The sequence below is a fragment of the Legionella sp. km772 genome (assembly GCF_003989735.1).
Lineage (GTDB): Bacteria > Pseudomonadota > Gammaproteobacteria > Legionellales > Legionellaceae > Legionella.
Genome location: NZ_RZGQ01000029.1, coordinates 1 through 23,756, shown reverse-complemented (window position 1 = coordinate 23,756; position 23,756 = coordinate 1). Strand labels below are relative to the sequence as shown.

The window sequence follows — 23,756 nt, the reverse complement described above, 5'->3', positions numbered from 1 at the left end:
GCTTATTAACCATTTAGAGCGAATAAGCCTCACAGCCTAAATTTACCGAATCTTTTGTCGACTGTTGATTAAAAAACAGCTGAACAATAATTGGTTCATTTCTAGTCATGAAAAGCCCCTGGCCAGCCGGCCCCTCTGAAGTGATGATTAGTGCTGATAAAAAGGCGAATCCTAGTTTTATAGCGGCTGATTTATTAGCGCAAGCCGAACATGGTCCCGACTCTCAAGTTATCTTACTTTGCGATGATGCTGAAATTGCACGGCAAGTAAATCAAGAATTACAACGTCAATTGCCTGGCTTGTCTCGTCAGACGATTGCTCAAGCTGCATTAAGTCAAAGCAGAATTATAATTTGTCCTAATTTAGAGGAACAACTAAGGATAATTAACTCTTATGCCCCTGAGCACTTAATTCTGAATAGGCTAGATGCAGAAACCTGGGTGGATAAAATAAATGCAGCAGGTACGGTATTTATTGGCCCTTGGGCTGCAGAGACTTTAGGCGATTATATTACTGGAAGTAACCATGTCCTACCAACCAACGGCTTTGCAAAAGCTTACAACGGTTTAAATACCTTAGATTTTCTAACCCGTTCTACCATCCAGAGAATTAATGAAGAGGGAATTAAAACCTTAGGGCCCGCTGCAGTTTCACTTGCAAAAATAGAAGGCTTAGAGGGGCACGCCAAAGCAGTAGAGTGCAGACTAAAAGAAGTGGAGAATTAAGATGTCTGTACTGAATTTAATAAGACCTGAATTGCGCAATACCCCTATTTATAACCATGGCGAAGAAGGAAAATACCGCATGCATGCTAATGAGTTGCCCTGGTCGCCAATCGAGCGCTCTTCTTATAATTGCTATCCAAGTAATGAGCAGCAAAACGAGCTTAAACAACAATTAGCAGAATATTATGATATTGAAAAAAATGAACTTACTTTAACCCGCGGTAGTGATGATGGGATAGATTTATTGACCCGCTTGTTTTTAGTAGCAGGTAAAGATGCCTTTTTATATTGCCCTCCTACCTTTTCAATGTATGCTTTCTATGTTCGCTTGCAGCAAGCAGAACTATTAGAATGCCCTTTAAACCAAGATAGCTTCACCTTATCCCTTAAGCAAATTCACAAGAACTGGCGCCCTAATTGCAAGCTCATTATGTTATGCAATCCCAATAATCCAACGGGAACTTTAGTAGATCTCAAATTCATTGCCTCTCTTTGTACTCATTATCGTAATCGCTCCGTCATCGTCGTTGATGAGGCCTATATTGAATTTACAGAAAGACAAAGTGCCACGATCTTAATTAAGCAGTTCGATAATCTAGTTATCCTGCGCACCCTATCTAAAGCTTTTGGTTTAGCAGGAATCCGTTTAGGTGCCGTTATTAGCCAGGCGGCAATTATTAACGCCCTTAATCAAATTATGGCCCCTTACACCATTCCAAGCTCTACTATAAGCATAGCGCAACAAGCCTTGCGCAATAAGCAGTGGTTCATTATGGCCCTTCAAAAAATTAAAAAGGAACGCGAGAAACTCCTTTTCGAATTAGGGAGAATAACCTGGATTGAAAAAATTTATCCCTCAGAAACTAATTTTCTCTTATTGAAAACTACTTATGCGCAGACGCTAGCAGAATATTTAGCTACTAATAACATTACTATACGGCAATTTTCAGCCAATTCTTTATTACATCAACATCTTCGCATCACCATAGGAAGTGCAGAGCAGAACTCTCATCTTATAAAAGCGATGACTTCGTTTAATGAATTAACCGTTAGGATTTAAAATGATGCAAAGAATATTATTTATTGACCGTGATGGAACCTTAGTTGAAGAGCCTTATGACTTTCAAGTAGATAGTCTCGAAAAAATTAAATTAGTTCCCAACGTTATCCCCAGCCTTTTACAATTAAAAAAGGCAGGGTTTCAATTGGTGATGGTAAGTAATCAAAATGGGATAGGAACAAGCTCTTTCCCTGAACCTCAATTTCGTCGTTGCCATGAATTTATTATTGAGCTCTTCGCTTCACAAGGGATTGAATTCAATCCCATTTTTATCTGCCCTCACCTTCCTGAGAATAATTGCAGTTGCCGCAAACCTAAAACCGGCTTATTAGATCAATTCATGAAGGAGAATGTTGTTGATAAAAACTACTCCTGGGTAATAGGTGATCGAGAAACAGATAAGGAACTGGCAAGTAATTTGGGTGTACAGTTTGTCCCCATTTCCCCTGTTCATACTTGGGCAGATATTGTTCAAGCAATACTGAAAAAGCTGCGCAGTACCCGGGTGGTTAGAGTAACCAAAGAAACTGATATTACCCTTGAGCTTAACTTAGATTGTGATCAGCACAGTACAATAAAGACCCCCCTAGCGTTCTTTGACCATATGCTCGAACAAGTAGCTAAGCATGCAGGCTTTGATTTAAAACTTGATGCTAAGGGGGATATAGAAGTAGACGATCACCATTTAGTGGAAGATGTAGCCCTTGCTTTAGGGGAGGCTTTAAAATTGGCTTTAGGAGATAAGCGAGGCATTAACCGCTATGGTTTTACTTTACCCATGGATGAATCCTTAGCCACGATCGCTCTCGATTTAAGTGGACGCAGCTTTTGTCAATTCACCGGGGCTTTCACTCGCGAATTTGTAGGTGGAATGGCGACCGAAATGGTTCCTCATTTTTTTAATTCTTTGGCTAACTCACTTAGTGCCAGCATTCACCTAAGCGTAACCGGTAACAATCACCATCATATGATTGAGGCCTGTTTTAAAGCCTTAGGCCGAGCCTTACGTCAAGCTTGTAAACGCTCGGATGATTATCTTCCATCAACAAAAGGAAGCTTATGATTGCTATTATCGATGTGAGTGGTACTAACCTAAGCTCATTAAGTAATGCCATAACTAGTTTAGGTTTTGAAGTCATTTTAACTCATGATGAACTAGAAATTTTTAATGCCAGCCATGTCATTTTACCCGGAGTAGGCACTGCCTCTTATGGTATGAGCGCTTTAAAAAACTATGGTCTAGTCGATGTTATTCGTTCATTAAACCAACCCGTGTTAGGCATTTGTCTAGGCATGCAATTACTCTTAGAGGCCAGCGAAGAAGGAGACGTAAGCTGCCTTGGCCTAATCCCTGGGATAGCGGAGCAATTACAAGTCCAAGAAGGCTACCCTGTACCCCACATGGGTTGGAATAAACTACATTGGACTAAAAGCTCGCCCTTAAAAGAGGAGCTTTATAAGGAAGAATATGCCTACTTTGTCCATAGTTTTGCATTAAAAAGCAGTCCTTATACGACCGCACAATGCCATTACAAGGAGACGTTCTCAGCCATTATTAATAAAGATAATTTTTTTGGTATGCAGTTTCATCCAGAGAAATCAGCCAATCTAGGATTAAAACTTTTATATAATTTTCTCTCGATGGAGCCAAGTTTATGCTAATTATCCCCGCTATTGATTTACAAAATGGTGCCTGTGTACGACTTAAACAAGGACAATTTAATCAACAAACCCAATTTTCTGTTTCCCCTTTAGAACGAATGTGCTCCTTCCAACAAGCAGGAGCCCAAAGGGTTCATATTGTAGATTTAGATGGTGCGCGTACAGGAGTAATGCAACACCTAAGTTTAATTAAAGAAATGCTGACTTATGGCCTTGAGATCCAAGCCGGTGGAGGGATTCGCTCCCAAGTGCAAGCAGAACGCTGCTTGGCAGCAGGGATAAAAAAAATCGTTTTAGGAAGTATTGCCCTAACTAATCCGCAGTTAACTAAGGAATTAATTATTAGTCTGAGTCCCGAAAATATAATCCTTGCCTTAGACGTTAATATAAAAGATGCCTTACCCATACCCGCTATTCATGGTTGGCAGCATTCTAGTAGCAATAATTTATGGGAAATTACCGCCGCTTATCAAGCCTTAGGTATAAAAACTATCTTATGCACGGATATTGCTTGTGATGGAATGATGAAGGGGCCTAACTTTGCCTTATACGAGGAAGCACTTGATCGCTTTCCAGAAATGGAATGGCAAGCTTCTGGTGGCATTCGGCATGAAGAGGATATAAAGAAATTGGCTAAATTAGGGGTGGCAGCCGCTATCTTAGGACTTAGCCTTTACAAAGGTCAGGTGGACTTAGCCCAATGTCTACGTAACTACGCTGCTTGATTAATTTAAGGAGGTGCTCATGCTAACTAAACGAATTATTCCCTGCCTCGACGTGCGCGATAATCAGGTGGTCAAAGGTATGGGTTTTCGCAATCACCGTGTTATCGGAGAGATTCTTCCTTTAGCTGAACTCTATTCTAATTCAGGAGCTGATGAGCTTGTCTTTTATGATATTACTGCCAGTTGTGAACAACGGGCCGTTAGCCCGCAATGGATTAGTGGAGTAGCCAAAGTCTTACACATTCCGTTTACGGTTGCAGGTGGTATCCGCTCTTTTGAGCAAGCTAAAGCTATTTTGCATGCAGGTGCAGATAAAATTTCTATTAATAGTCCAGCCTTAGAAAGACCAAGCTTAATCAATGAGTTAGCTGATAATTTTGGCAAACAATGCGTAGTTGTAGGTATTGACAGTCAATGGTCAATTGATGATTACTATGTATATCAATATACAGGCAATGAAAAAACCAGCAAAAATGCTAAAAGAAAAACACGTGATTGGATAAATGAAGTACAAGAGCGGGGTGCGGGAGAAATTGTCCTTAATTGTATGCAGGCTGATGGCAGACGCTCAGGTTATGATCTCATGCAATTACAAGAGATAAGCTCTTTATGTCAGGTGCCCTTAATTGCGTCTGGTGGTGCGGGAAGGCTTAGCGATTTTTCGCAAGTATTTTTAAAAACCTCCGTCAGCGGAGCTTTGGCAGCCAGCGTTTTTCATGACAAAATACTTACTATTTATGAAGTTAAATCAACGCTTAGGGCGTTAAATATAGAGGTGCGATTATGAGCGATATTGAAATTAACTCACTGGATTGGCAAAAAATGGAGGGATTGTTACCCGCTATTATCCAAAATGCCGACAATGGCCAAGTACTGATGCTTGGCTATATGAATAGAGAAGCATTGATCGCCACCATTACTAGTGGGCAACTCACCTTATACAGCCGTACTCGACAAAGATTATGGCGAAAAGGAGAAAGCTCTGGTAATAGCATGGCCCTACACCAAATCAGTGCAGATTGTGATAATGATAGCCTTTTAGTGCAAGTGATTCCTAAAGGCCCTGCCTGCCATAAAGGCTATGTTAGCTGTTATCAGCCCCATCTGAATAGTAGCTTAGGTTTTATCGATGAATTAATGACAGTGATTAATGAGCGCGCAGAAAATCCCGATGAAAATAGTTACACCGCACAATTATTAGACTCAGGGGTTAAACGTTGCGCCCAAAAACTCGGAGAAGAAGCCGTTGAAACGGTTATTGCCGTAATGAATGGGGATCAGGAAGAAATTATGAATGAAACTGCCGATTTAATTTATCACTTATTAGTTTTATTAAAAGCAGCGGAATTAAATTTTTACGAAGTATTAAATTGCTTGAAAGAACGAGATAAAACAACTCATATTTAAGAAAAACGCGTCATTGCCCCCTTAGGGAAGCAACCCAGGATAATGGTTGTTTAGAACTCAGGGGTTGCCTCGCGTCGCAATGACGAGAGTTTCTTTTATATTTTATGAAAAATGAAATACCGCAGGAAAACTTAAGAAAAATAATTTTAGATTGTTGAGCCTACAGGCCCAACCTAATAGAACGTTGACAACTCACATAGTAGCCGAAACTACACTGGCTTCTTCTTCGAGTTCTTTTTGCCGCTCAATTAAGCGCGACTCTAGTTGAGATAATTGAGTTTCGTATTGCGCAAAATCACCAAAAAACTCCACATCTAAATCCAGCTTATCCTTTTCTCCTAATGTTTTATTATAATCGATTAGAAGAGTTAGAGCGTATTTTTTATCTAAACAACTTAATTTTTCTACCTCATCAGCAATCCCCAAAGCTTTATAAATTCTTTGTTTTAAATCTTTTCCGGTTGCTTCTGCTTCAAGTATTAAAGAACAAACCCCAGTAAGTAGATAAGAAGCGGATTTAGAGTTGCAGCTTCTAAGTTGTGCAATCAACTGCTCAGGATCTAAGCTCGGGAGTTCATCCTTTACAAAAGGCGTATAAAGTAAATCAATAGTTTTTTCTTTAAAGGGGTCTGGGATATGAGCGCTAATATGTCCCTCAATCGTTTCAATACTAACCGCACTTAGATTGGCATGATCTTTTTTTAAAATTTTAAGCCATTTATCCAACTCTAATTTCAACTTTTCATGCTCATCACTTAATTTTTTTACAAAGGATTGTAAAAAACTGATTGCTTTATATTGTTTTAAAATAGTTGCGCCTCTGGATTTATGAACCGCAATAATCTCTTCTAATTGAGGTTTGAAATTAGGTTGGTTCAAATGAGGGAATTCTTTATAATGATCATTCTTATAAGTATATTGTTGAAAGCACTCTAAGGCAGTGACGATAGTTGTTACATCAAGCTTCTTTAAATCTTCTGCAAGAACAGCAGAGGTTTTTTCAGTTTTTAATAGGTCAGGAAGTTGAAGTACCTTTCTAATCCCTTGAAATAATTTACTGTCTTTAACATCCCAACTATAAACACTCCATCCAAATAAAGGAACTTTAGCTGCCTCATTATAGGTCTTATATTCATTAATCAACCGAAAATAGCGATGCAATAAAGCACCTAATAAAATTTGGGTTGCTTGCTGGCATTTTATTACATTGCCCTCAAGCAATATAACTCGTAATTCATTGACTAATTTAGCAATGACTTCTTTCTGAGTAGTTCTATCTGAGTCACAGGAGGTTTCTAATAAATTAGTTCGAGCGATGAGAGTGAGTAAGGTAGTTGGTGTAGGTTGTTCGTCACTTGAACTAAGCGGTATTTTATAACGCCCTAAATGAGTATTCAAATCTTCATCTAAGCGATTTATTCTTTCCCATAATGTTGCTAAATTTGGTGGTGTAAATGTCATAGTCCCTCCTATCTGACCGCTAAACTTAAAATTTTATCCCTAGAGCCTGCATTCCAGTATTCACAGCTTCATATAGTAAAGATGATGCAGTTGTTGTGGGGAAACGGGCATTATGAATTTCTAATTGGATTGAGCCTTTTAACTGCTCATTTAAACCAGAGTAAGTACTACTCGCTTTATTCTTAAAAACAAAACCACAAAAATCACTAAAGGCGACTAAACAAGAGTCGATGTAATCTGCTTCCAAATCTCCGAGTCCCTTTACATTCAAATCTTTGCGAAAAAAATCAAGTAAGGATTTATTATTAAAACTACTTTCTGAGTTGTATTTACGCCATTTCACTATATAACATCCTGTTAACGCCTTTGTTTTAAAATCCTTAAACTCTTGAGAAGATAAAACGGAATGAGCCTTAGGCTCTTGTAAGTAGTATCTTAACGGTAAATCATTCTTTTCATCTAAACTCTCAGCCACAAGACTAATAGTTTGCACATCATTTACTCCTTCGGCATCAATAGACAAAGGTTGGAAAAAAGTCATGCATCCCAAGGCACTTTTAGAGGACTTTTTTAAAAGACCAGATATTCTTTCAGATAATTTTCTAGCGTTTAGCTGAAACTCAGTAAATTCTGGCATGTCTATCTCCCTTCAAGTGCGCACTACAACTATGGTTATAGTGGTTATCCATAAACTTGAGACATCTTATTTTTTATATCAACCTCGAAATAATATTGCAACTATAATTTGACTGATTGCTCAACAAATATTGCAAATAATTAATTTCATTGCGAATTATTAAAATAATGACATTAATAAATAGTACTAAATCAATAATTAGACTGTTTTAAATTTGCCAAGTTATTCTCCATGCTAGATAATGGTTTTAATTCATTTATGATTAAGGAATTAAGCAGTGCGCTTTTTATCTTGTATAAGCCTTGGCTTGTTCTTAGTTGGCCAGACACTTCATGCTGACTCGTTATCAAGTAAGATTGATATTGCAGTTAATAAAGAACTACCTAATGCCACAGTAAGCATTTTGATTAAAGATGCTAAAAATGGACAACTTATTTTTAGCAGGAACGCCAATAAATTGTTAGCTCCAGCAAGTAATATGAAGCTATTTACCGCCGCGGCAGCACTTTATTACTGGAAGCCGGATCATTATTTTGAAACGCAACTGCTACAGAAAAAGCAAAACTATTATATTCACTTTGGTGGTTCACCCTCCTTAACGGTGGATAATTTAAATTCTTTACTTATACAATATTTAAAAACTCATAACATTAAAAAAATTAACGGTTCAATTGTTCTAGACACTTCTTTATTTAAACCACCCTATTACCCAAGCGGTGTTTCTTATGATGATTTGGGTTGGTATTACGCAGCACCGGATACCGCAATTATTTTAAACGAGAATGCGACTCATTATGAGTTAATTACGGCTAAAGACTTAGGGAAGCCAGTCACTATTCAAGCTAAAAAGAATAGTCAAAAAATAACAGTAATTAATGACGTAATTACGGTAAGTAAAGAAGTTGAAAAACAACACTGTAGTTTAAATGTGGAAATAAAGCCGAATAATACCTTAAGGCTATATGGTTGTGTCGCACAAACGAAGAATCCTAAAAGTCTTGAATTAGCAATTACCGATCCTGAACTTTTAGCAAAGCAATCCTTAAAACAAACTTTAAAACAAAATGGTATCCAGTTTAACGGACAAATAATTAATGAGAAAACACCCAAGGATGCGGAGCTACTTGCCCAATTACATTCCGACCCCCTATCTAAACTAGTTAATCATATGCTGAAAGAATCAGATAATCTTTACGCTGATAATCTTACCAAGCAGCTCGCCTATGCTCTCACTAATGAGGCTACTAATAAGCAAGCCATGTTTGCTGTGAAGGATATTTTATCTAAAAATACGCGGGTGGATTTCAATCAAATCGAATTAGCCGACGGTGTTGGTACCCGTTATAACTTAGCGACTGCTGAACAAATTACTATTTTACTCGGTACTATTTACCGTGATAAAAAAATATTTCCTACTTTTTTTAGCTCCCTACCGCAATCAGGGGTTTCAGGTAGTTTAAGAGACAGGATGAAAAAGACCGCTTTAGAAAAAATCGTGTATGCAAAAACGGGCAGCATGCATGATATATCTGCCTTATCAGGTTATCTCATTAATCCCAATGGGCGTCCTCTTATATTTTCCATCATTATTAATGGGGTAAATAAACCCATTAGTAAAGCTAAAGCTTTAGAAGAGCAAATATTAACGATTATCAATGAAGAAATTAATGATGATGTTGAGCACACCGATTTTGCTTAGTGGTTGGACTTTCAAAATCAGAGCAATGAAGAATTAGGGCTCTGACAAGTTAGCCAGAAGGAATTTTCTTCTGGCGCATAGTAATTTATACAAAAATAAAAGAATTAAAATACTTTAGTAAGCAGCTGCTTCACTTGTCCATCAATCTTTCAAGATAAGGCCGAATTGTTCTCTTGCAATGGTTTATCTAGCCGCTAATATTTGCAAAGCCTCACGAATTAGCTGTTCACAAGTTTTAAGGCCGTCGTCAATTTTATTAACTACTTTACTTGCCTCTTGCGATTTGTAACCTAAGGCCTCTAAGGCACTAATCGCCTCATCTTGACTACGCATAGGAACTGCGGGGCTAATGTTATTCTGGCCATGGGTTCCTGCGAAATGCTTCAAACTATCACGCATTTCCACGACTAAACGCTCCGCCGTTTTTTTTCCTATTCCAGGAAGTTTGGTCAGTAATGATGCATTTTCTTGTTGTATGCATTGAACGAATTCTGCAGGAGAAATACTGGAAAGGATAGCAATTGCTGATTTGGGACCAATGCCATTTACCTTAATAAGGGCCCTAAATAAAGCACGCTCCTCTTTATCAAGAAAACCATAGAGTAATAAAGCATCTTCTCGCACTACCGTATGGATATGTAATCCTACGTTTTTATTAGCATGTTCCAATTGAAAAAAAGTATTCAATGAGGTTTCTATATCATAACCAACGCCATTGACATCTAAAACCAATTTTCCGGGTTGATGTTTATCTACTATTTGCCCATTTAACCAACCAATCATCGAGACCGTCTCCTTAGTTTTATTTTTTGTCCCGCGCCGCCGGTAACTAGCGAATGGCGCATATGGCTGTGGCAGATGGCTATGGCCAATGCATCAGCGGCATCGCTTTGCGGGGCGCTATTCAAAGACAATAATTGTACGACCATATGGCTTACTTGTGATTTTTCTGCGGCTCCATAACCCACGACGGTTTGTTTAATTTCTCTCGGTGAATATTCACTCACCTTTACTCGATGAGAGGCTGCTGCCACCATTGCGACTCCCCGAGCATGACCCAATTTCAAAGCTGAGCTAGGATTTTGATGCATAAATACTTGCTCAATAGCCACCTCACCAGGGGAGTACTTATCCATTAAATGACAAACACCATCATAAATTTGCAATAAACGCTCACTTAGTCCTTCATCAGGAGTTGTACGAATACAACCACTATCGATGTATTCAAGCTTACGGTTGTATTCTTTAATGATGCCATAGCCTGTTATCCGTGAGCCTGGATCTATCCCTAAGATAATACTCATTAGTTCATTGATTCTAAAAGTTGTTCAGAAAATTGTGCATTGGTATATACTTCTTGGACATCATCTAAATCTTCAAGCATATCAATTAGTTTTATTAAACTCTGCGCACTCTCATCATCAATAGCCACCATGAGATTCGCCCGCATGGTCAACTGAGATTCTTCAACCTCAAGACCTGCCTCTTGTAAAGCGTTCAGCACGCTATGATAAGATTCAACAGGGGCAATAACTTCTATTTGTCCATCCTCCGAGGTAACGTCTGAAGCACCGGCATCAATAGCCACTTCCATTACTTTTTCTTCTGATAAATTAGGTGACATTAGAATTTCACCTTGATTGACAAAGAGGTAGGCAACGGAACCATCGGTTCCTAAATTTCCACCATGTTTGGTAAAAGCATGGCGCACATCCGAGACAGTGCGATTTTTATTATCAGATAGACAATCAACTAAAACAGCAATACCACCAGGACCATAGCCTTCATAGCGCATAGCCACCATAGTATCACCATCTAAGCCCCCCACTCCGCGTTTGACTGCATTATCAATAGTATCACGTTTCATGTTTGCGTTGAGCGCCTTTTTAACCGCGTCTCTTAAGCGCGGATTAGATGACTCATCCCCCCCGCCCATACGAGCTGCCACCGTGATTTCTCGAATCAATTTAGTAAATATTTTACCACGCTTTGCATCTTGAACGCCTTTACGGAACTTAATATTTGCCCACTTACTGTGACCTGCCATTACTTCACCTTTAATTATATTCATTTTAATTACTGAATAAATTATACCTTGCCTTTTCATTAAAAAGAACGTCTAAACGACCTTTCCTACTCGACATTTTTCAGTTATTTAGACTATGCTAGCGTGATTGAACAATCTCAAGGAGATTAATGGTGTATTTACAAGGATTTGGAAATTATCATCATACTGAGGCAGTCCCTGGGGCCATGCCTGTTAATCAAAACTCCCCCCAACAATGTAAGTTTGGACTTTATGCAGAACAATTAAGCGGAACTGCTTTTACCCGCCCCCGATCTAATAATTTAAGGAGCTGGCTCTACCGTATACTACCCTCAGTGGCGCAAGGTAGCTATGAACCCTATCAACATGTGCTCAATGATTCCTTCTATAAACCGCACTCTCCTAATGCCTTACGCTGGTCACCTGTCAATAAGAGGCAAGACCAAGCAGATTTCATTCATAGCCTATTCCACCTAGCTGGAACCGCTTTAAATAACGCCTATCTTTATCATTGCAATCAGTCAATGACTGATACTTATTTTGTAAATAATGACGGCGATTTTTTATTCGTTCCCTATGAAGGAGAGCTAAATCTGCATACCGAATGTGGGCTTCTTGCTTTGCCAGTTGGAACCATTGCAGTGATTCCTCGTGGAATAAAATTTAAAGTAGAATTAGTTTCCCAAGAAGCGAAAGGCTACTTAGGTGAAAATGGCGGAAACCCATTTGTACTACCCTCATTAGGTGCTATTGGCGCCAACGGTTTAGCCAATCCCAGACATTTTGAATACCCCTGTGCCGCCTACGAAAAAGAGCTGCGTAACAGCCGTATAATTTGCAAAAATCATCACCAACTATGGATTGCCCATTGTGATCATTCGCCGTTAAATGTAGTGGCGTGGCATGGAAACTATGCACCTTACCGTTATGATCTTAGTTTATTTAATACCATAAATACGGTAAGTTTTGATCACCCGGATCCTTCCATTTTTACCGTCCTAACTTCAGAAAGTGACACTCCCGGGGTTGCTAATCTTGATTTTGTCATTTTTCCGCCACGCTGGATGGTTGCAGAACATACGTTTAGACCTCCCTATTTCCATCGTAACTATATGAATGAGTTAATGGGGCTTATTCGAGGAGTATACGATGCAAAAAAAGAGGGTTTCACTCCAGGCGGCGTAAGCATTCATAATTGCATGACCCCCCATGGCCCGGATTATGACTCTTATAAAAAAGCGGCCAGTCAAGAGCTAAAGCCGCAGTTTAATGATTCTCTAGCCTTTATGTTTGAAACTAAAGATCCATGGCTCGCTACTCAAGCAGCGATGGGGCATCTAAGTTTCCAAACTAATTATATTAAGTGCTGGGGAGGGTTTAAAGCCTATTTTCTTGAAACAAAAACCAATAACTAGCGTTAAAATTTTGGCGTTTTAAACGCCAATTTCATAAATATTTTTTGCCCATCCTAAAATTTTGTTTACATAGACTAAACTAAATAGTGATATCTAAATTTACTTACACCTTAGGGATTTGCAGTTTAAATCTTCACTGTGCACTTTTGGAATGTAAATGAAACACACTATAGATGACTCCCAACTACCCTTACAGAGTGAAGAATTTGATTTTCGTGTCCGCCAAGAGACAGAATTATTAAAAACTTGGTTTCAGGAAAGATATTTTGATGATGAAGGCTTTGAACTAGGTTCAGAAATTGAGTTTTTGCTATTGAATAAGCTTTATGAGCCCGTAGCGGGGAATATTAAATTTGTAAAACAGGTTTTAAATCCCAGAGTGATTGTAGAGTGTGGCGCAGCTCAACTTGAAATCAACACTAAGCATTACCCCTTAGCAAAAAACTGCCTTAATTTGCTACACCAACATATTACGCAAATTTGGGGGGAGTGCACACACCGAGCAAAACAAAATAAGCACCATTTAATTTTGATTGGCAGTCTACCTGGCGACACTGATCTATATAAAAAAAGAAACTATGTAACGCCAAAACCCCGTTATCAATTACTCAATAACAGTTATAGCGCTGCCCACGGAAATAATTTTTCTATTATACTAAGTGGCTATGAAAAATTAACGCTTGAAAATGCGCTTCCTCTATGCATTTCAGGATTAATGTCAGCTTTTCAATTACATTTAAAAGTACCTTTTTCTCGTTCTGTTGATATTTACAATACGATACAAGTCCTATCTGCTCCTATGGTGGCTTTAGCAGCCAACTCCCCTTATTTCAATGGTAAAGATATTTACCATGAATCAAGAATTTTTTTATTCAAAAACTTCGCGAGGGCTAGCCACTATCCGCCTGGGCTTAAATATATTAGCCTTTTTGGCGATAGTTATTTAACAGATTCTTTTTGGGACTTGTATAAGCAAAATCTAAACTACTATCCTCGTTTATTGGAAGAAGTTTGGCGGGATGCATCTATCGAGGAAATGATACATCTTAGACAATTGAATAGTGTTGTACATCGTTGGAATAGGCCGATTCTTGATTTTCAAAACCAAAAACCTCATTTACGCATAGAGCATCGAATTCCCTCTGCGGGCCCAACCTTATTGGATATGGTAGCTAATGCGGCTTTTTTTTATGGCCTCGTTAATTATTTTTCCTGTCAACCACTATTAATACAGCATTTAATTCCCTTTGCCACAGCAAAGAAAAATTTTTATACAGCAGCACAGCATGGTTTGGATGCGCGTATAACTTGGACTAATGAACAAAGTATCACAGTGTTGGATTTACTTGAAGAGCTCCTACCTCTAGCAGAGCTAGGTCTTTCCCAATTAGAAATAGATAAACAAGAGATTGATTATTACTTGAGTGTTATTAAAAGCCGCATTACTTTAAAACAAAATGGCGCCACATGGCAACGAAAATTTGTACAAAGATACGGGAGAGATTTTACTAATTTGCTCGCTGTGTACATGGAAAATCAGGATATGGAACTCCCTGTAGCTCAGTGGAAAATAGGTTAATAAAGAGGTTTTGTTTAACTAGAAGCAATAAAAGCAGATTGGCGCCTATCATTCCAATCAGCCTTTATTGAATCAATACATAGCAGCTTTAGAAAAGATCTTCCTGGGTTAAACCAACCTTCTCTAACAAACTTCTTAAGGTCTTTAAGGCTTCAACTTGAATCTGCCGCACCCGCTCTCGAGTCAAATCAATTTCTTTACCTACATCCTCAAGAGTAGCCTTTTCAAAGCCCCGTAAACCAAAACGTCGAGCAATCACCTGTTGTTGATTTTCGGTAAGTTTATCTAAAAGCGACTCTATGTGAAGACGTAGGTTTTCATTAGTAAGTAATTCAGCAGGATTAACACTATTTTCATCAGCAATAGTGTCTAATAGAGATTTGCTCTCATCGTAGCCAATTGGAGTATCAACAGAAGTGACTTTATCATTTAACCCTAAGAGTTTTTGCACATCCTCTAAAGGTTTATCGACCATTTCAGCAATTTCCTCTGGTGAGGGCTCGTGATCAAGCTTTTGGGTGAGTTGCCTTGCAGCCCGAAGATAAACATTAAGCTCTTTAACCACATGAATGGGCAAACGAATAGTCCTTGTTTGATTCATTATAGCCCGTTCAATGGTTTGGCGAATCCACCAAGTGGCATAGGTGGAAAACCTAAATCCGCGATTGGGATCAAATTTTTCAACTGATTTCATTAAACCTAAATTGCCCTCTTCAATCAAATCCAATAGAGGTAAACCGCGATTTAGGTAACGGCGTGAAATTTTCACTACCAATCTTAAGTTAGACTCAATCATTTTTTTGCGCGCAGCAATATCCCCTTTTAAGGCAAGCGTTGCATAATGCACTTCTTCCTCGGCACTCAGTAAAGGAGAAAATCCTATTTCACTTAAATAGAGCTGAGTCGCATCCATAGCTTTGGAGATGTTTTTGTGATGATGGATGTAATTTAAAGAGGCATCGTCAAGTTCAGGGATCTCGGCAAGCTCGCTCTTTTCAATTTCTTCCTCAATAAAATCATCATCGGTTAAGAGTAGACTGTCATCATCCTCAGACCAATCATCCTCTTTGATTTCATTTTCTTTATCTTTAATTGGCTCATCATCATCGCGCATTGTATCACCTATATGGTTTTAGTCTTAATTAAGTAATTTCTTAATTAAGACTATTTTTGCAATAACTACAAGTTATACGTCAACCTTTTTTTAGATAATTCAATGGATTGACTGGGATTCCCATTTTCCTGATTTCAAAATGAACACCCCAATATTTATGGTCAATCACCCCAACTTCGGCTATAACTTGTCCCGCGTTTACCCGTTGCCCTTCTGAAACTAAATTTTTTGAGTTATTACCATAAGCAGTTAAGAATTCATTATTATGTTTGATAATAATTAAATTTCCATACCCTGCTAATCCACTTCCAGCATAAGCCACTACACCACTTGAAGCCGCATGAACTTTCTCACCTTTATGAGATGCAATATTTATGCCTTTTTTGCCTTGATTCGGAATAAAGGAAGTAATTATTTTTCCTTGTAAGGGCCAATACCAAGCACCAGAAGTATAAGTAGTTATTACCGGCGTCTTTATTGGTCTATGAGGTTTTTGCGGTCTTAAATAAGTACGACGCGGCACATATTGCGGTTTAGAAATAATTTTTCTTGCTTGACCAGGCCGTACATGAAGCACTTGTCCTACTCTAAGCTTATATGGTGGACGTAAATTATTCAAACGAGCTAGCTGTCTAAAATCGGTATCATAGCCAAAGGCAATAGCATATAAAGTTTCACCACGGTGTACGATATGCACGTTAGGTGAACGAGAAAAGGCTTGTGATCTTAATTCGCTAACGGGAGCAAGCTCGTTTCTTGAGCCGCAACCGGCAATAATTATGAAAAGAGTAAGGCAAAAAAAGCCTTTAAATAGTTGATGCATATACTACTTCTCGTATTAATTAAAACTTATACTCAATTAGACGATAAGTTTATGCCTTCTAAACAACCAGACAACTGATCAAATATTTTATAATTAGTCATATCTAAATGCAAAGGGGTAATAGATACCTTTCCCGCGCTTACCGCATAAAAATCGGTGCCGATTCCTGAATCAGCTTCTACACCGGGACGCCCTATCCAATAAATAGGTCGACCTCTAGGATCATGATCTTTAATAGTAGGTTCAGCACAATGGCGTGTACCCAAACGGGTAACTTCCATCCCCTTTAACTGATTCAAAGGTAGATCGGGAACATTAACATTTAAAATAGTTTGAGAAGGTAAACCCTGGCTCTTGAGCTGCAATACCAATTGTTTGGCAATGAAGGCGGCTGTTTCATAATGATGAATTTGATCTCCTGCCATGGAAATGGCAATTGCCGGCAAACCTAGGTATCGTCCTTCCATTGCAGCTGCAACCGTTCCAGAATAAAGTACATCATCACCTAAATTAGCACCATCATTAATTCCAGAAACAACCATATCAAATTCAGTATCTAATAAGCCCGTAACTGCTAAATGCACACAATCAGTGGGTGTTCCTTCCACACTATAAAAGCCGTTTTCCATTTTTTTTACAGTTAAGGGTCTAGTCAGTGTTAAAGAATTGCTTGCGCCACTCCTATTCCGGTCAGGTGCAACCACTTCTATGTCAGCAATTGTAGCTAATTCATGAACTAAAGCTCGAATACCGGGGGCAAAGAACCCATCATCATTACTCACTAAGATTTTCATCATCAACTCTCAGGCGACTCTAACCATTTCACTACAGCCATGTATTCAGCTAAAGTATGTTTTTTTTGCGCTATTGCTTGCTTAAGCTCGGGGGATTCTTTAATGCTTAGCTCTTGCTCTTCCTTAGCAAGTGACTCTTGTAAGGCTAAAATTTTAGCACCAAAACCTTGCGGACTAGATTGCAATTGAAACGCTAAATTATTCATGCGCTGGCCAAGTTGCTGTAACTGTTGACAGCTCATACCTTCTGGCTGTTTGGCCGGGCAACTTTCTAAGCCCTTTTGGATTTCTTTAGGATGAGAACGGTAATATTGTTCATCTTTAGCCCCACAAGCAACCAATCCGAGGGTTACTAGAGTTAAAACTATGTACTTATTCATGCCTAACCTCTTGATGTACACTAGGAAAAGCCGATATTATCACCAGTCAGCACGTAACGCTATCTATGGGAACCTTCCATGCTTGATTTTAAATTGAATCGCGATCCAGAAACCGGCGAATTGTATATCGAAACATCATTAAGTGGTAAACCTTTACTGACCACTCCTCAACTAAATAAAGGTACGGCGTTTACCTATGAAGAACGCAAAGAGTTTTGTCTTTTAGGAAAATTACCTCATCGAGTCGAAACTCTAGAAGAACAAACCAAACGCGCCTATTTGCAATATTCGGGCTACACTACTCGTTTACAACAAAATATTTATTTAAATAATCTGCATGATAAAAACCAAATTCTTTTTTATAAATTACTCAATAAACACGTGGGGGAAATGCTACCCACTATTTATACGCCTATTGTAGGTACTGCAGTAAAGCGTTTTAGCCACGAATACCGCCAACCAAGAGGTTTATACATTGCTCATTCAGATAAAAATCAGATTGAGGAAATTATCAATAATCGCTCCAATCCTAACATTGATTTAATTGTGGTTACTGATGGTGAGGGAGTCTTAGGGATTGGTGATCAAGGTATTGGTGGAATGGACATTCCGGTCGCTAAACTTATGGTATACAGTTTATGTGGTGGTATAGACCCCACTCGAACCTTACCCGTTTTTTTAGATGTAGGTACTAATAATCAGGATTTACTTAATGATCCGATGTATTTAGGATGCCGACATCCACGAATAAATAATGAAGCGTACGATGATTTTATCCAAACCTTTGTTACTGCCATCCATAAACATTTTCCCAATGCTTTTTTACATTGGGAGGATTTTGGTCGTGGTAATGCTCGTCGTATTCTTGATCAATACCAAGATGTCTTATGTACTTTTAATGACGATATCCAAGGTACCGGAGCCGTTACACTTTCTGCCTTATTAGCTGCTTGTGATGTAACAGGCACAAAGCTTGAAGATCAACGCATTGTAGTCTTTGGAGCAGGGTCTGCTGGTACTGGTATTAGCGATCAGATTATTGACGCTTTAGTCCGTAATGGCTTAACAAAAGAAGAAGCATATAAACGTTTTTGGCTTATTGATCGCCAAGGCCTCTTGCTTAATAATCAAAACGATCTTACCCATGCACAAAAACCTTATGCACGAGATCCTCAAGAGCCAATGACTTGGTCTATAAACAATGCAAATGCGCCTTCTCTTACTGATACCATTCGCCATGTTAAGCCAACAGTGCTCATTGGATGCTCCGCCCAAACAGGCGCATTCTCTCAAGATATTATTGAACATATGGCCGCCAATTGTGAACGTCCAATTATATTCCCCTTATCCAATCCTGATGAGAAATGTGAAGCACAACCCAGCGATATTTTAAAATGGACTCAAGGTAAAGCCTTGATTGCAACCGGCACAGGCTTTCCTGATGTCGAGTATCAAAATCGTATGGTACAAATTGCCCAATGTAACAACGCCCTCGTATTCCCAGGAATAGGTTTAGGTGTTTTAGCGGTGAATGCTTCGCGCTTAACTAAAGATATGATTTTGGCAGCAGCAGAAACCTTGTGTACTTTTGCCCCTAGCAAGAAGGAAAGCATACTGCCTTTATTGCCTTCTTTAGATGATGCCCAGATTGTTGCGAAAGCAATTGCCGTTGCTGTTGCACAATGTGCCATCAATTCCGGACATGCTCAAAAGAATCAAGATAAAGATCTTAAAGCCCTTATCACGGAGTTATTCTGGGAACCTAGATATTTGCCGTTTAGAAAAATAACAATGAACCAGGACGGGGCTTAAATTTTATCTAAATAACTTGCGAGGGATCAAAATGAAAGACGAGCAAACACAGAAATGGGATGGCCCAGGTGAAGAATGTGACACGTTGTTTTTTCAAGGAATTGGCACCTCGCAAACCCAAGTATTAAAATATGTTGGTAACCAAAAAATTAAGGCTACCACAGGCCAACTCATGTGGAGTGAGGGATGTAAATCGCTTAAACCGCTTGATGTGATAAAAAAACCCCATCTTGGTGTTGAAGTGGGCGATATTCGTTTTAATGTTTTTACCAGCTATTGGTCTTATCTTAATCCTATTAATATTATAAGTTCAGCAATTACATGGGGTGCCAATTGCTATTACGGAGTTCATTTTACTCGCCCTATCCCGCAGCAGGAGTCCATAGCCTATCACGTTCCTACGCTTTCCAAAATCAGTGTAGGTCAGAAGGAGGACATGCAAAGCCACCGAGAAAAATACCTCACCTGGCTTAGTGAAGAGAATAAAAGCAAGAATTTAATTTTATGGGGGGTTTCTCGCGGTACTGCAGCAACTTTTTGTGCTTATGCTAAAGAAAAATACCCAGAAGTAAAATTGGTGGTGTTAGAAGGTGCCATTGATTCAACTCAAAATATTTTGTCTCACTATCTATCACCATTTGGGACACGCCTTGCGTCAGGACTTAAATCCGCTGTTAATTCAGGCTTATCTTTTTTTAAAAGAAAAGGTTATATTGGGTATGATCCCCAGGGCCCCTCACCTCTAAACAGCATCAATGAGTTTCCAGAAGGTACACCGGTGGTATTCATTACGTCTAAAATTGATAATATTGTACCTTGCAAAAACACTGAAAGAATAGCCCAAGCTTTAGCAGATAAAGGGAAAAATCCTGTCTATCTTTTAAAGTTAGAACGCTCAAGCCACCCTAATTATATGTTTGATGATGTCAGTGACCGTGCTCATTATGCAGCATTTATCCACGCTATATATAAAAAATATAATTTAAAGCATGACATCAAGCCCGCAGAAAAAGGAGCTCTTCTGGTTGACACTTGCCTTGTGCCTCCGCTGGGGGATAAAGTGTCCACCGAAGAGGCAAAATCTACTATTGGGTGTAGCCTATAAGTTTGCTGCATTTGGTCGAGTTGAGACTCGACCTATACTCTATTTACTTTCTATTTTATCCTGGTCGACAAATTTTACAGTTACTTTTTGGACTGTGGCAGAACCATCTTTTTCCCATGGTCTTGCATATTTAAAAGTCAACTCAGTGCTTTGCGGATAGGCTTTACCTTTATTTAAACTGAAAGTAAATAACATTCTTCCTCCCGCTCCTATCAATTTGGTATCAGGTTGCTGATACACGCTAGAACTTAAAGCGAGTAAGTCCTTATCAAAATGTACAACAGACCATTGAAAACCAGTAGTAGGATTTGCTGCTAAATTGACCACAAAAGACGGCTGATTTTTAGGGACTGTCATAGAGATGGAATCATCCGCATGAGCAAATATAGACGCTATCATCAGGGTAAAGCTTGTTAAAAATTTCATTTAAAGTCCTTAAGTTATGAAGGATTACGGTTAGCATTGATTTCTTTCAAAATACCTCCATCAAAAATTAAGGTATATTGAAAATCAGCTGGGGAGCGCTGATAAATCCAGCGTTCAACAACATTATTTGTGGTACCTATTTGATACCCCGCTTGATTATAAAGTGGTATCACTTCTTCGTATGTTTGCTTTGCTAAGGGCTCGCCACACTTTTGTAAAATAGTGAATTGATCATCCCCCGTATAGACTAACTTATCACCACAACGCATGGCTGCTGCAGTGCTCATGCAGCTAACAGTTAAGCACCCTACTAAAGTCCAACTCCTATAATTTACCATGGCTCAACCTTTGTAGCTTAAGTTTTAACCATTTAAATTATAGTACTATTTAAACAGATAAATAACATTTAAGATTGATGGGTATTGTTTTTCTAACTGACAGGCAAGGAGCATGCACAAAAATTTTTATTCTTTGTGCATGCTCTGCGATTAAACAGACTAATTAAACCTTCATGTACCAGCTACACAATGCCTTGCCATCGAACTTTTAGAAAAGGTCCGCTAAGCGCTAAATAGGTATATAAGGTGGACGACATAAGCGTCGCATTAGTTAAGACCGGATCTATTTGGATGAGATTGGGAGCTGGCTGTTGGGTTTCACCCGGAATAAAAAAGGGACCATTATTAATTTGCTCACTCATTCCATAATTGGGGTTTAGAAACGCATCAAAATAATATTGCATAGACCAGCCAGCCATTATTTCGGTTACCGAGTTGCAATGTTCTATTTTATAACTTAAACCCACCTTAGCATCAAAATTAGGTACTACATTGTTAGAGGTATAAGTATTTTGATTTACGTAATTTGCTTGCAGCAATAAAGTTCTGGTCTGGGATTTCTGAGAAGAAATAGCTGCAAGGTTGGTGTCGGCGCGTGCTTTACTTTGTCCTATAAGTAGTCCTAAAGCACTATGCGCAAAAGCCGAAATGCCATGACCCATGTCTTTGCTAATTTCTCCGCTAATCTGAGGCCCTACTCCTTCATATTGCGATTGCAATATGCCGGTATACCAGTTGCCGTATCGAATGGTTTCATTGCCATCTTCATCACTGAGGTCTTGGAGAAGACCATAATTATATTGAGTTCTCTTAGCTTTGAGCGCGACATAATTTAAACCACCTCTTAATTTAAGAGAAAAAGTCGGGCCTAAATAAACTAAGCGCCCTAAATCTAAACCAACTGCATCCAATTGAGTTTTGGGATAAACCGTGTAAATTGGATCTTTTTCCTGCGGGATTATATGTGTTTCTTTTATATGGGTGCCCGAAGTTGAATCAGTTTCACTAAAATGTTGCCAACTTAATTTGATATCATTATGATTATTGAAATGGTAGGCGGCATCGATAATAAAAGCACCATTCCATATAGATTCGCTAGCAAAATTGCTGTGATAGGTAGGTAGCGAAGGATGCGTCAAAGAGGATTGTAACTGCAGATACTCCCCTGTTAGGCCAAGTTCCCAATAATTAGTGGAACATTGTAATGATATGCACTCCTTATTAGACCCTTGTCGGGGTACTTCTGCATAAGAATTTACTACTCCTATGGAACAAAGTATTAACATTAACTTACCTGGTTTTAGCATCAAACTTCCCTTTCAATTCTATTTTTATAAATAACCAATATTCATCACTTCATCTTGGCGCCAAAGTTTTTAGACTTTTTACAAAAAACTTAATTATATTTTTCAGAATATTAAAACTAGCCGCAGATCTTTCGAGGCTATTTTTAACGCAGATTATTCTTAAATATACTGATTTAATAATCACTTGTGGTTATATTTGTATATTTTTATAAAATAAATATAATTTTGTCTACTTAATTATGATACAATTGGCACAATATAAATCCATTTGAGGCTAAAATGATTGATTATATCACTCTCCAATCTTTTCTTAACACAGAACCCGCTGATCTTAAAGTATTAGGATATCCACTATTTAATAATGAAGACCGCTGGTTCGTAAACGATTAAGATATCTCTCTGACTCTTTTTCAAATTGCATCCAAGCAAGGAAAGGCGCAGCATTTAGAAATACTTCCAGGAAATAAGGAGCAAAAAAAGGCAGCGACTAAGGCAGATAATTACAAGGCGGTTAAACTTGCAGCAGCCAATGGTCATACCCAAGTGCTTGAGCATTTACTTGCTTATATCGAGCCATATGACATACAGAGAACCAACACTTGGGGAATGTTCTTAAGCTTTAGGAATCTATATCACTATTTCCTAACCTTCTTAGGCACAACCTCAGAACATGATGAAGCCCTTAATCATGCCCTTCAGGCAGCGGCATTTTATGGCCAAGTTGACACAATTAAGCACTTACTTCAATACATGCCCATAAAGCCATCCGGCCATTCAATAAATGAAAAATTAATGAACTTCCTCTATGAGTACTTTATTAGGCCTTGGTTTGGGCTTACTTTCTATAAAAAGGCTATCACTCAAGCAATTTATCACGCAGCTGAACAGGGCCATTTAGAGTCATTTAAATTACTACACTCTTATCTATTCCCTAATGAGCTAGAAGCAGTGATTAAAGTCAATGATTATAAAATCATCAATAGTGCAGCTCAACAGGGCTATGTCGATATTCTGCGTACTTTATTAAGCCCGTTAAACGATAGTAAAAAAGTAAAACTTCTCAAAGCAGATAATTACGCCTTAATTAGAAACTCATGTGGAAAAAAATCTGTGCAGATACTATTAGCTAGGTCCGGGGATCTGGAACAAAATTCAGGAAAAATAAGAGCTATTCCCGGTTTGTTAGTTCATTCACCTTACTCTCAGAATGGCTTATCCACAAGTCCATAGGCCAGGAGAG

24 protein-coding genes and 1 pseudogene are annotated in these 23,756 nt (G+C 38.6%); 13 read left to right on the top strand and 12 right to left on the bottom strand.

All coding sequences use genetic code 11. The features are described 5' to 3' along the window. Positions 1-122: 122 nt before the first annotated feature. The 7 genes and pseudogenes from hisD to hisIE form a co-directional block, all read left to right on the top strand. Positions 123-725: pseudogene (gene hisD / locus ELY15_RS05360) on the top strand (histidinol dehydrogenase); the annotation flags it as partial. Between the two features lies 1 nt (position 726). Continuing rightward, positions 727-1,785, top strand: coding sequence for a histidinol-phosphate transaminase (gene hisC / locus ELY15_RS05355; protein ID WP_127098623.1), 1,059 nt, complete (start codon positions 727-729; stop codon positions 1,783-1,785). A 4-nt stretch (positions 1,786-1,789) separates the two neighbouring features. Then, positions 1,790-2,848, top strand: a complete 1,059-nt coding sequence (gene hisB, locus ELY15_RS05350; protein WP_127098629.1) for a bifunctional histidinol-phosphatase/imidazoleglycerol-phosphate dehydratase HisB — start codon at positions 1,790-1,792, stop codon at positions 2,846-2,848. After that, entirely contained in the window at positions 2,845-3,447 is a 603-nt protein-coding gene (gene hisH / locus ELY15_RS05345) for an imidazole glycerol phosphate synthase subunit HisH (protein WP_127098622.1), read from the top strand. Before hisB ends, hisH begins: the two co-directional genes overlap by 4 nt. Further along, on the top strand, positions 3,441-4,172 hold the full coding sequence (locus ELY15_RS05340; RefSeq protein WP_127098621.1) for a HisA/HisF-related TIM barrel protein: 732 nt from the start codon (positions 3,441-3,443) through the stop codon (positions 4,170-4,172). The genes hisH and ELY15_RS05340 overlap by 7 nt, the downstream gene beginning before the upstream one ends. Before the next feature lie 19 nt (positions 4,173-4,191). Continuing rightward, a complete protein-coding gene (gene hisF / locus ELY15_RS05335; RefSeq protein ID WP_127098620.1) occupies positions 4,192-4,959 on the top strand; it encodes an imidazole glycerol phosphate synthase subunit HisF in 768 nt (255 codons plus the stop codon). Next, positions 4,956-5,579 carry a bifunctional phosphoribosyl-AMP cyclohydrolase/phosphoribosyl-ATP diphosphatase HisIE gene (gene hisIE, locus ELY15_RS05330; RefSeq protein WP_127098619.1) on the top strand — a complete coding sequence of 208 codons (624 nt, stop codon included), beginning with the start codon at positions 4,956-4,958 and terminating at the stop codon, positions 5,577-5,579. Before hisF ends, hisIE begins: the two co-directional genes overlap by 4 nt. Before the next feature lie 192 nt (positions 5,580-5,771). Here the strand turns inward: hisIE and ELY15_RS05325 are convergent, their stop codons facing one another. Together ELY15_RS05325 and ELY15_RS05320 are read right to left on the bottom strand one after the other, a co-directional pair. Further along, positions 5,772-7,040, bottom strand: a complete 1,269-nt coding sequence (locus tag ELY15_RS05325) for a hypothetical protein (protein WP_127098618.1) — start codon at positions 7,038-7,040, stop codon at positions 5,772-5,774. Between the two features lie 25 nt (positions 7,041-7,065). After that, positions 7,066-7,677 (bottom strand): hypothetical protein, encoded by a 612-nt coding sequence (locus ELY15_RS05320; RefSeq protein WP_127098617.1) that lies wholly within the window; start codon positions 7,675-7,677, stop codon positions 7,066-7,068. 277 nt (positions 7,678-7,954) lie between these two features. Here ELY15_RS05320 and dacB point away from each other — a divergent pair, with 277 nt between their 5' ends. Continuing rightward, a complete protein-coding gene (gene dacB, locus ELY15_RS05315; protein ID WP_127098616.1) occupies positions 7,955-9,376 on the top strand; it encodes a D-alanyl-D-alanine carboxypeptidase/D-alanyl-D-alanine-endopeptidase in 1,422 nt (473 codons plus the stop codon). Positions 9,377-9,559: 183 nt separating this feature from the next. Here dacB and ruvA read toward each other — a convergent pair whose 3' ends face one another. Genes ruvA through ELY15_RS05300 form a run of 3 tightly spaced genes read right to left on the bottom strand, consistent with a single transcriptional unit; the run spans position 9,560 to position 11,423 of the window. Then, complete coding sequence (gene ruvA / locus ELY15_RS05310) at positions 9,560-10,159, bottom strand: Holliday junction branch migration protein RuvA (RefSeq protein WP_127098615.1); 600 nt, start codon at positions 10,157-10,159, stop codon at positions 9,560-9,562. After that, positions 10,156-10,680: a crossover junction endodeoxyribonuclease RuvC gene (ruvC, locus tag ELY15_RS05305; protein ID WP_127098614.1), complete on the bottom strand. Its 525-nt coding sequence runs from the start codon at positions 10,678-10,680 to the stop codon at positions 10,156-10,158. The genes ruvA and ruvC overlap by 4 nt, the downstream gene beginning before the upstream one ends. Further along, entirely contained in the window at positions 10,680-11,423 is a 744-nt protein-coding gene (locus ELY15_RS05300; protein ID WP_127098628.1) for a YebC/PmpR family DNA-binding transcriptional regulator, read from the bottom strand. The genes ruvC and ELY15_RS05300 overlap by 1 nt, the downstream gene beginning before the upstream one ends. Positions 11,424-11,575: 152 nt before the next feature. Between ELY15_RS05300 and hmgA the strand changes: the two genes are divergently transcribed. Both hmgA and ELY15_RS05290 read left to right on the top strand, forming a co-directional pair. Further along, entirely contained in the window at positions 11,576-12,838 is a 1,263-nt protein-coding gene (gene hmgA, locus ELY15_RS05295) for a homogentisate 1,2-dioxygenase (RefSeq protein ID WP_127098627.1), read from the top strand. Positions 12,839-12,995: 157 nt separating this feature from the next. Beyond that, positions 12,996-14,417, top strand: a complete 1,422-nt coding sequence (locus ELY15_RS05290; protein WP_127098613.1) for a glutamate-cysteine ligase family protein — start codon at positions 12,996-12,998, stop codon at positions 14,415-14,417. 88 nt (positions 14,418-14,505) lie between these two features. On the opposite strand, the gene rpoS is transcribed toward ELY15_RS05290, so the two are convergent. The 4 genes from rpoS to ELY15_RS05270 form a co-directional block, all read right to left on the bottom strand. Then, positions 14,506-15,531 carry an RNA polymerase sigma factor RpoS gene (rpoS, locus tag ELY15_RS05285; RefSeq protein WP_127098612.1) on the bottom strand — a complete coding sequence of 342 codons (1,026 nt, stop codon included), beginning with the start codon at positions 15,529-15,531 and terminating at the stop codon, positions 14,506-14,508. A gap of 79 nt (positions 15,532-15,610) precedes the next feature. After that, the gene (locus ELY15_RS05280) at positions 15,611-16,354 is read right to left on the bottom strand and encodes a peptidoglycan DD-metalloendopeptidase family protein (protein WP_127098611.1); all 744 of its coding nucleotides are present in this window, start codon (positions 16,352-16,354) and stop codon (positions 15,611-15,613) included. Positions 16,355-16,386: 32 nt separating this feature from the next. Beyond that, on the bottom strand, positions 16,387-17,148 hold the full coding sequence (gene surE, locus ELY15_RS05275) for a 5'/3'-nucleotidase SurE (RefSeq protein WP_127098626.1): 762 nt from the start codon (positions 17,146-17,148) through the stop codon (positions 16,387-16,389). A gap of 2 nt (positions 17,149-17,150) precedes the next feature. Beyond that, positions 17,151-17,528: a hypothetical protein gene (locus tag ELY15_RS05270; RefSeq protein WP_127098610.1), complete on the bottom strand. Its 378-nt coding sequence runs from the start codon at positions 17,526-17,528 to the stop codon at positions 17,151-17,153. A gap of 78 nt (positions 17,529-17,606) precedes the next feature. On the opposite strand from ELY15_RS05270, the gene ELY15_RS05265 reads away from it, so the two are divergent. Together ELY15_RS05265 and ELY15_RS05260 are read left to right on the top strand one after the other, a co-directional pair. Continuing rightward, positions 17,607-19,340: an NAD-dependent malic enzyme gene (locus ELY15_RS05265; RefSeq protein WP_127098609.1), complete on the top strand. Its 1,734-nt coding sequence runs from the start codon at positions 17,607-17,609 to the stop codon at positions 19,338-19,340. A 31-nt stretch (positions 19,341-19,371) separates the two neighbouring features. After that, on the top strand, positions 19,372-20,445 hold the full coding sequence (locus tag ELY15_RS05260) for a hypothetical protein (protein WP_127098608.1): 1,074 nt from the start codon (positions 19,372-19,374) through the stop codon (positions 20,443-20,445). Positions 20,446-20,484: 39 nt separating this feature from the next. Here the strand turns inward: ELY15_RS05260 and ELY15_RS05255 are convergent, their stop codons facing one another. The 3 genes from ELY15_RS05255 to ELY15_RS05245 all read right to left on the bottom strand — a co-directional run bounded on the left by ELY15_RS05255 (position 20,485) and on the right by ELY15_RS05245 (position 22,516). Further along, positions 20,485-20,871, bottom strand: coding sequence for a protease inhibitor I42 family protein (locus ELY15_RS05255; protein WP_127098607.1), 387 nt, complete (start codon positions 20,869-20,871; stop codon positions 20,485-20,487). Between the two features lie 14 nt (positions 20,872-20,885). Further along, positions 20,886-21,209: a DUF2845 domain-containing protein gene (locus ELY15_RS05250; protein ID WP_233586522.1), complete on the bottom strand. Its 324-nt coding sequence runs from the start codon at positions 21,207-21,209 to the stop codon at positions 20,886-20,888. A 182-nt stretch (positions 21,210-21,391) separates the two neighbouring features. Further along, positions 21,392-22,516, bottom strand: coding sequence for an Lpg1974 family pore-forming outer membrane protein (locus tag ELY15_RS05245; protein ID WP_127098606.1), 1,125 nt, complete (start codon positions 22,514-22,516; stop codon positions 21,392-21,394). A 543-nt stretch (positions 22,517-23,059) separates the two neighbouring features. Here ELY15_RS05245 and ELY15_RS05240 point away from each other — a divergent pair. Beyond that, positions 23,060-23,746 (top strand): ankyrin repeat domain-containing protein, encoded by a 687-nt coding sequence (locus ELY15_RS05240; protein WP_127098605.1) that lies wholly within the window; start codon positions 23,060-23,062, stop codon positions 23,744-23,746. Positions 23,747-23,756: the final 10 nt, after the last annotated feature.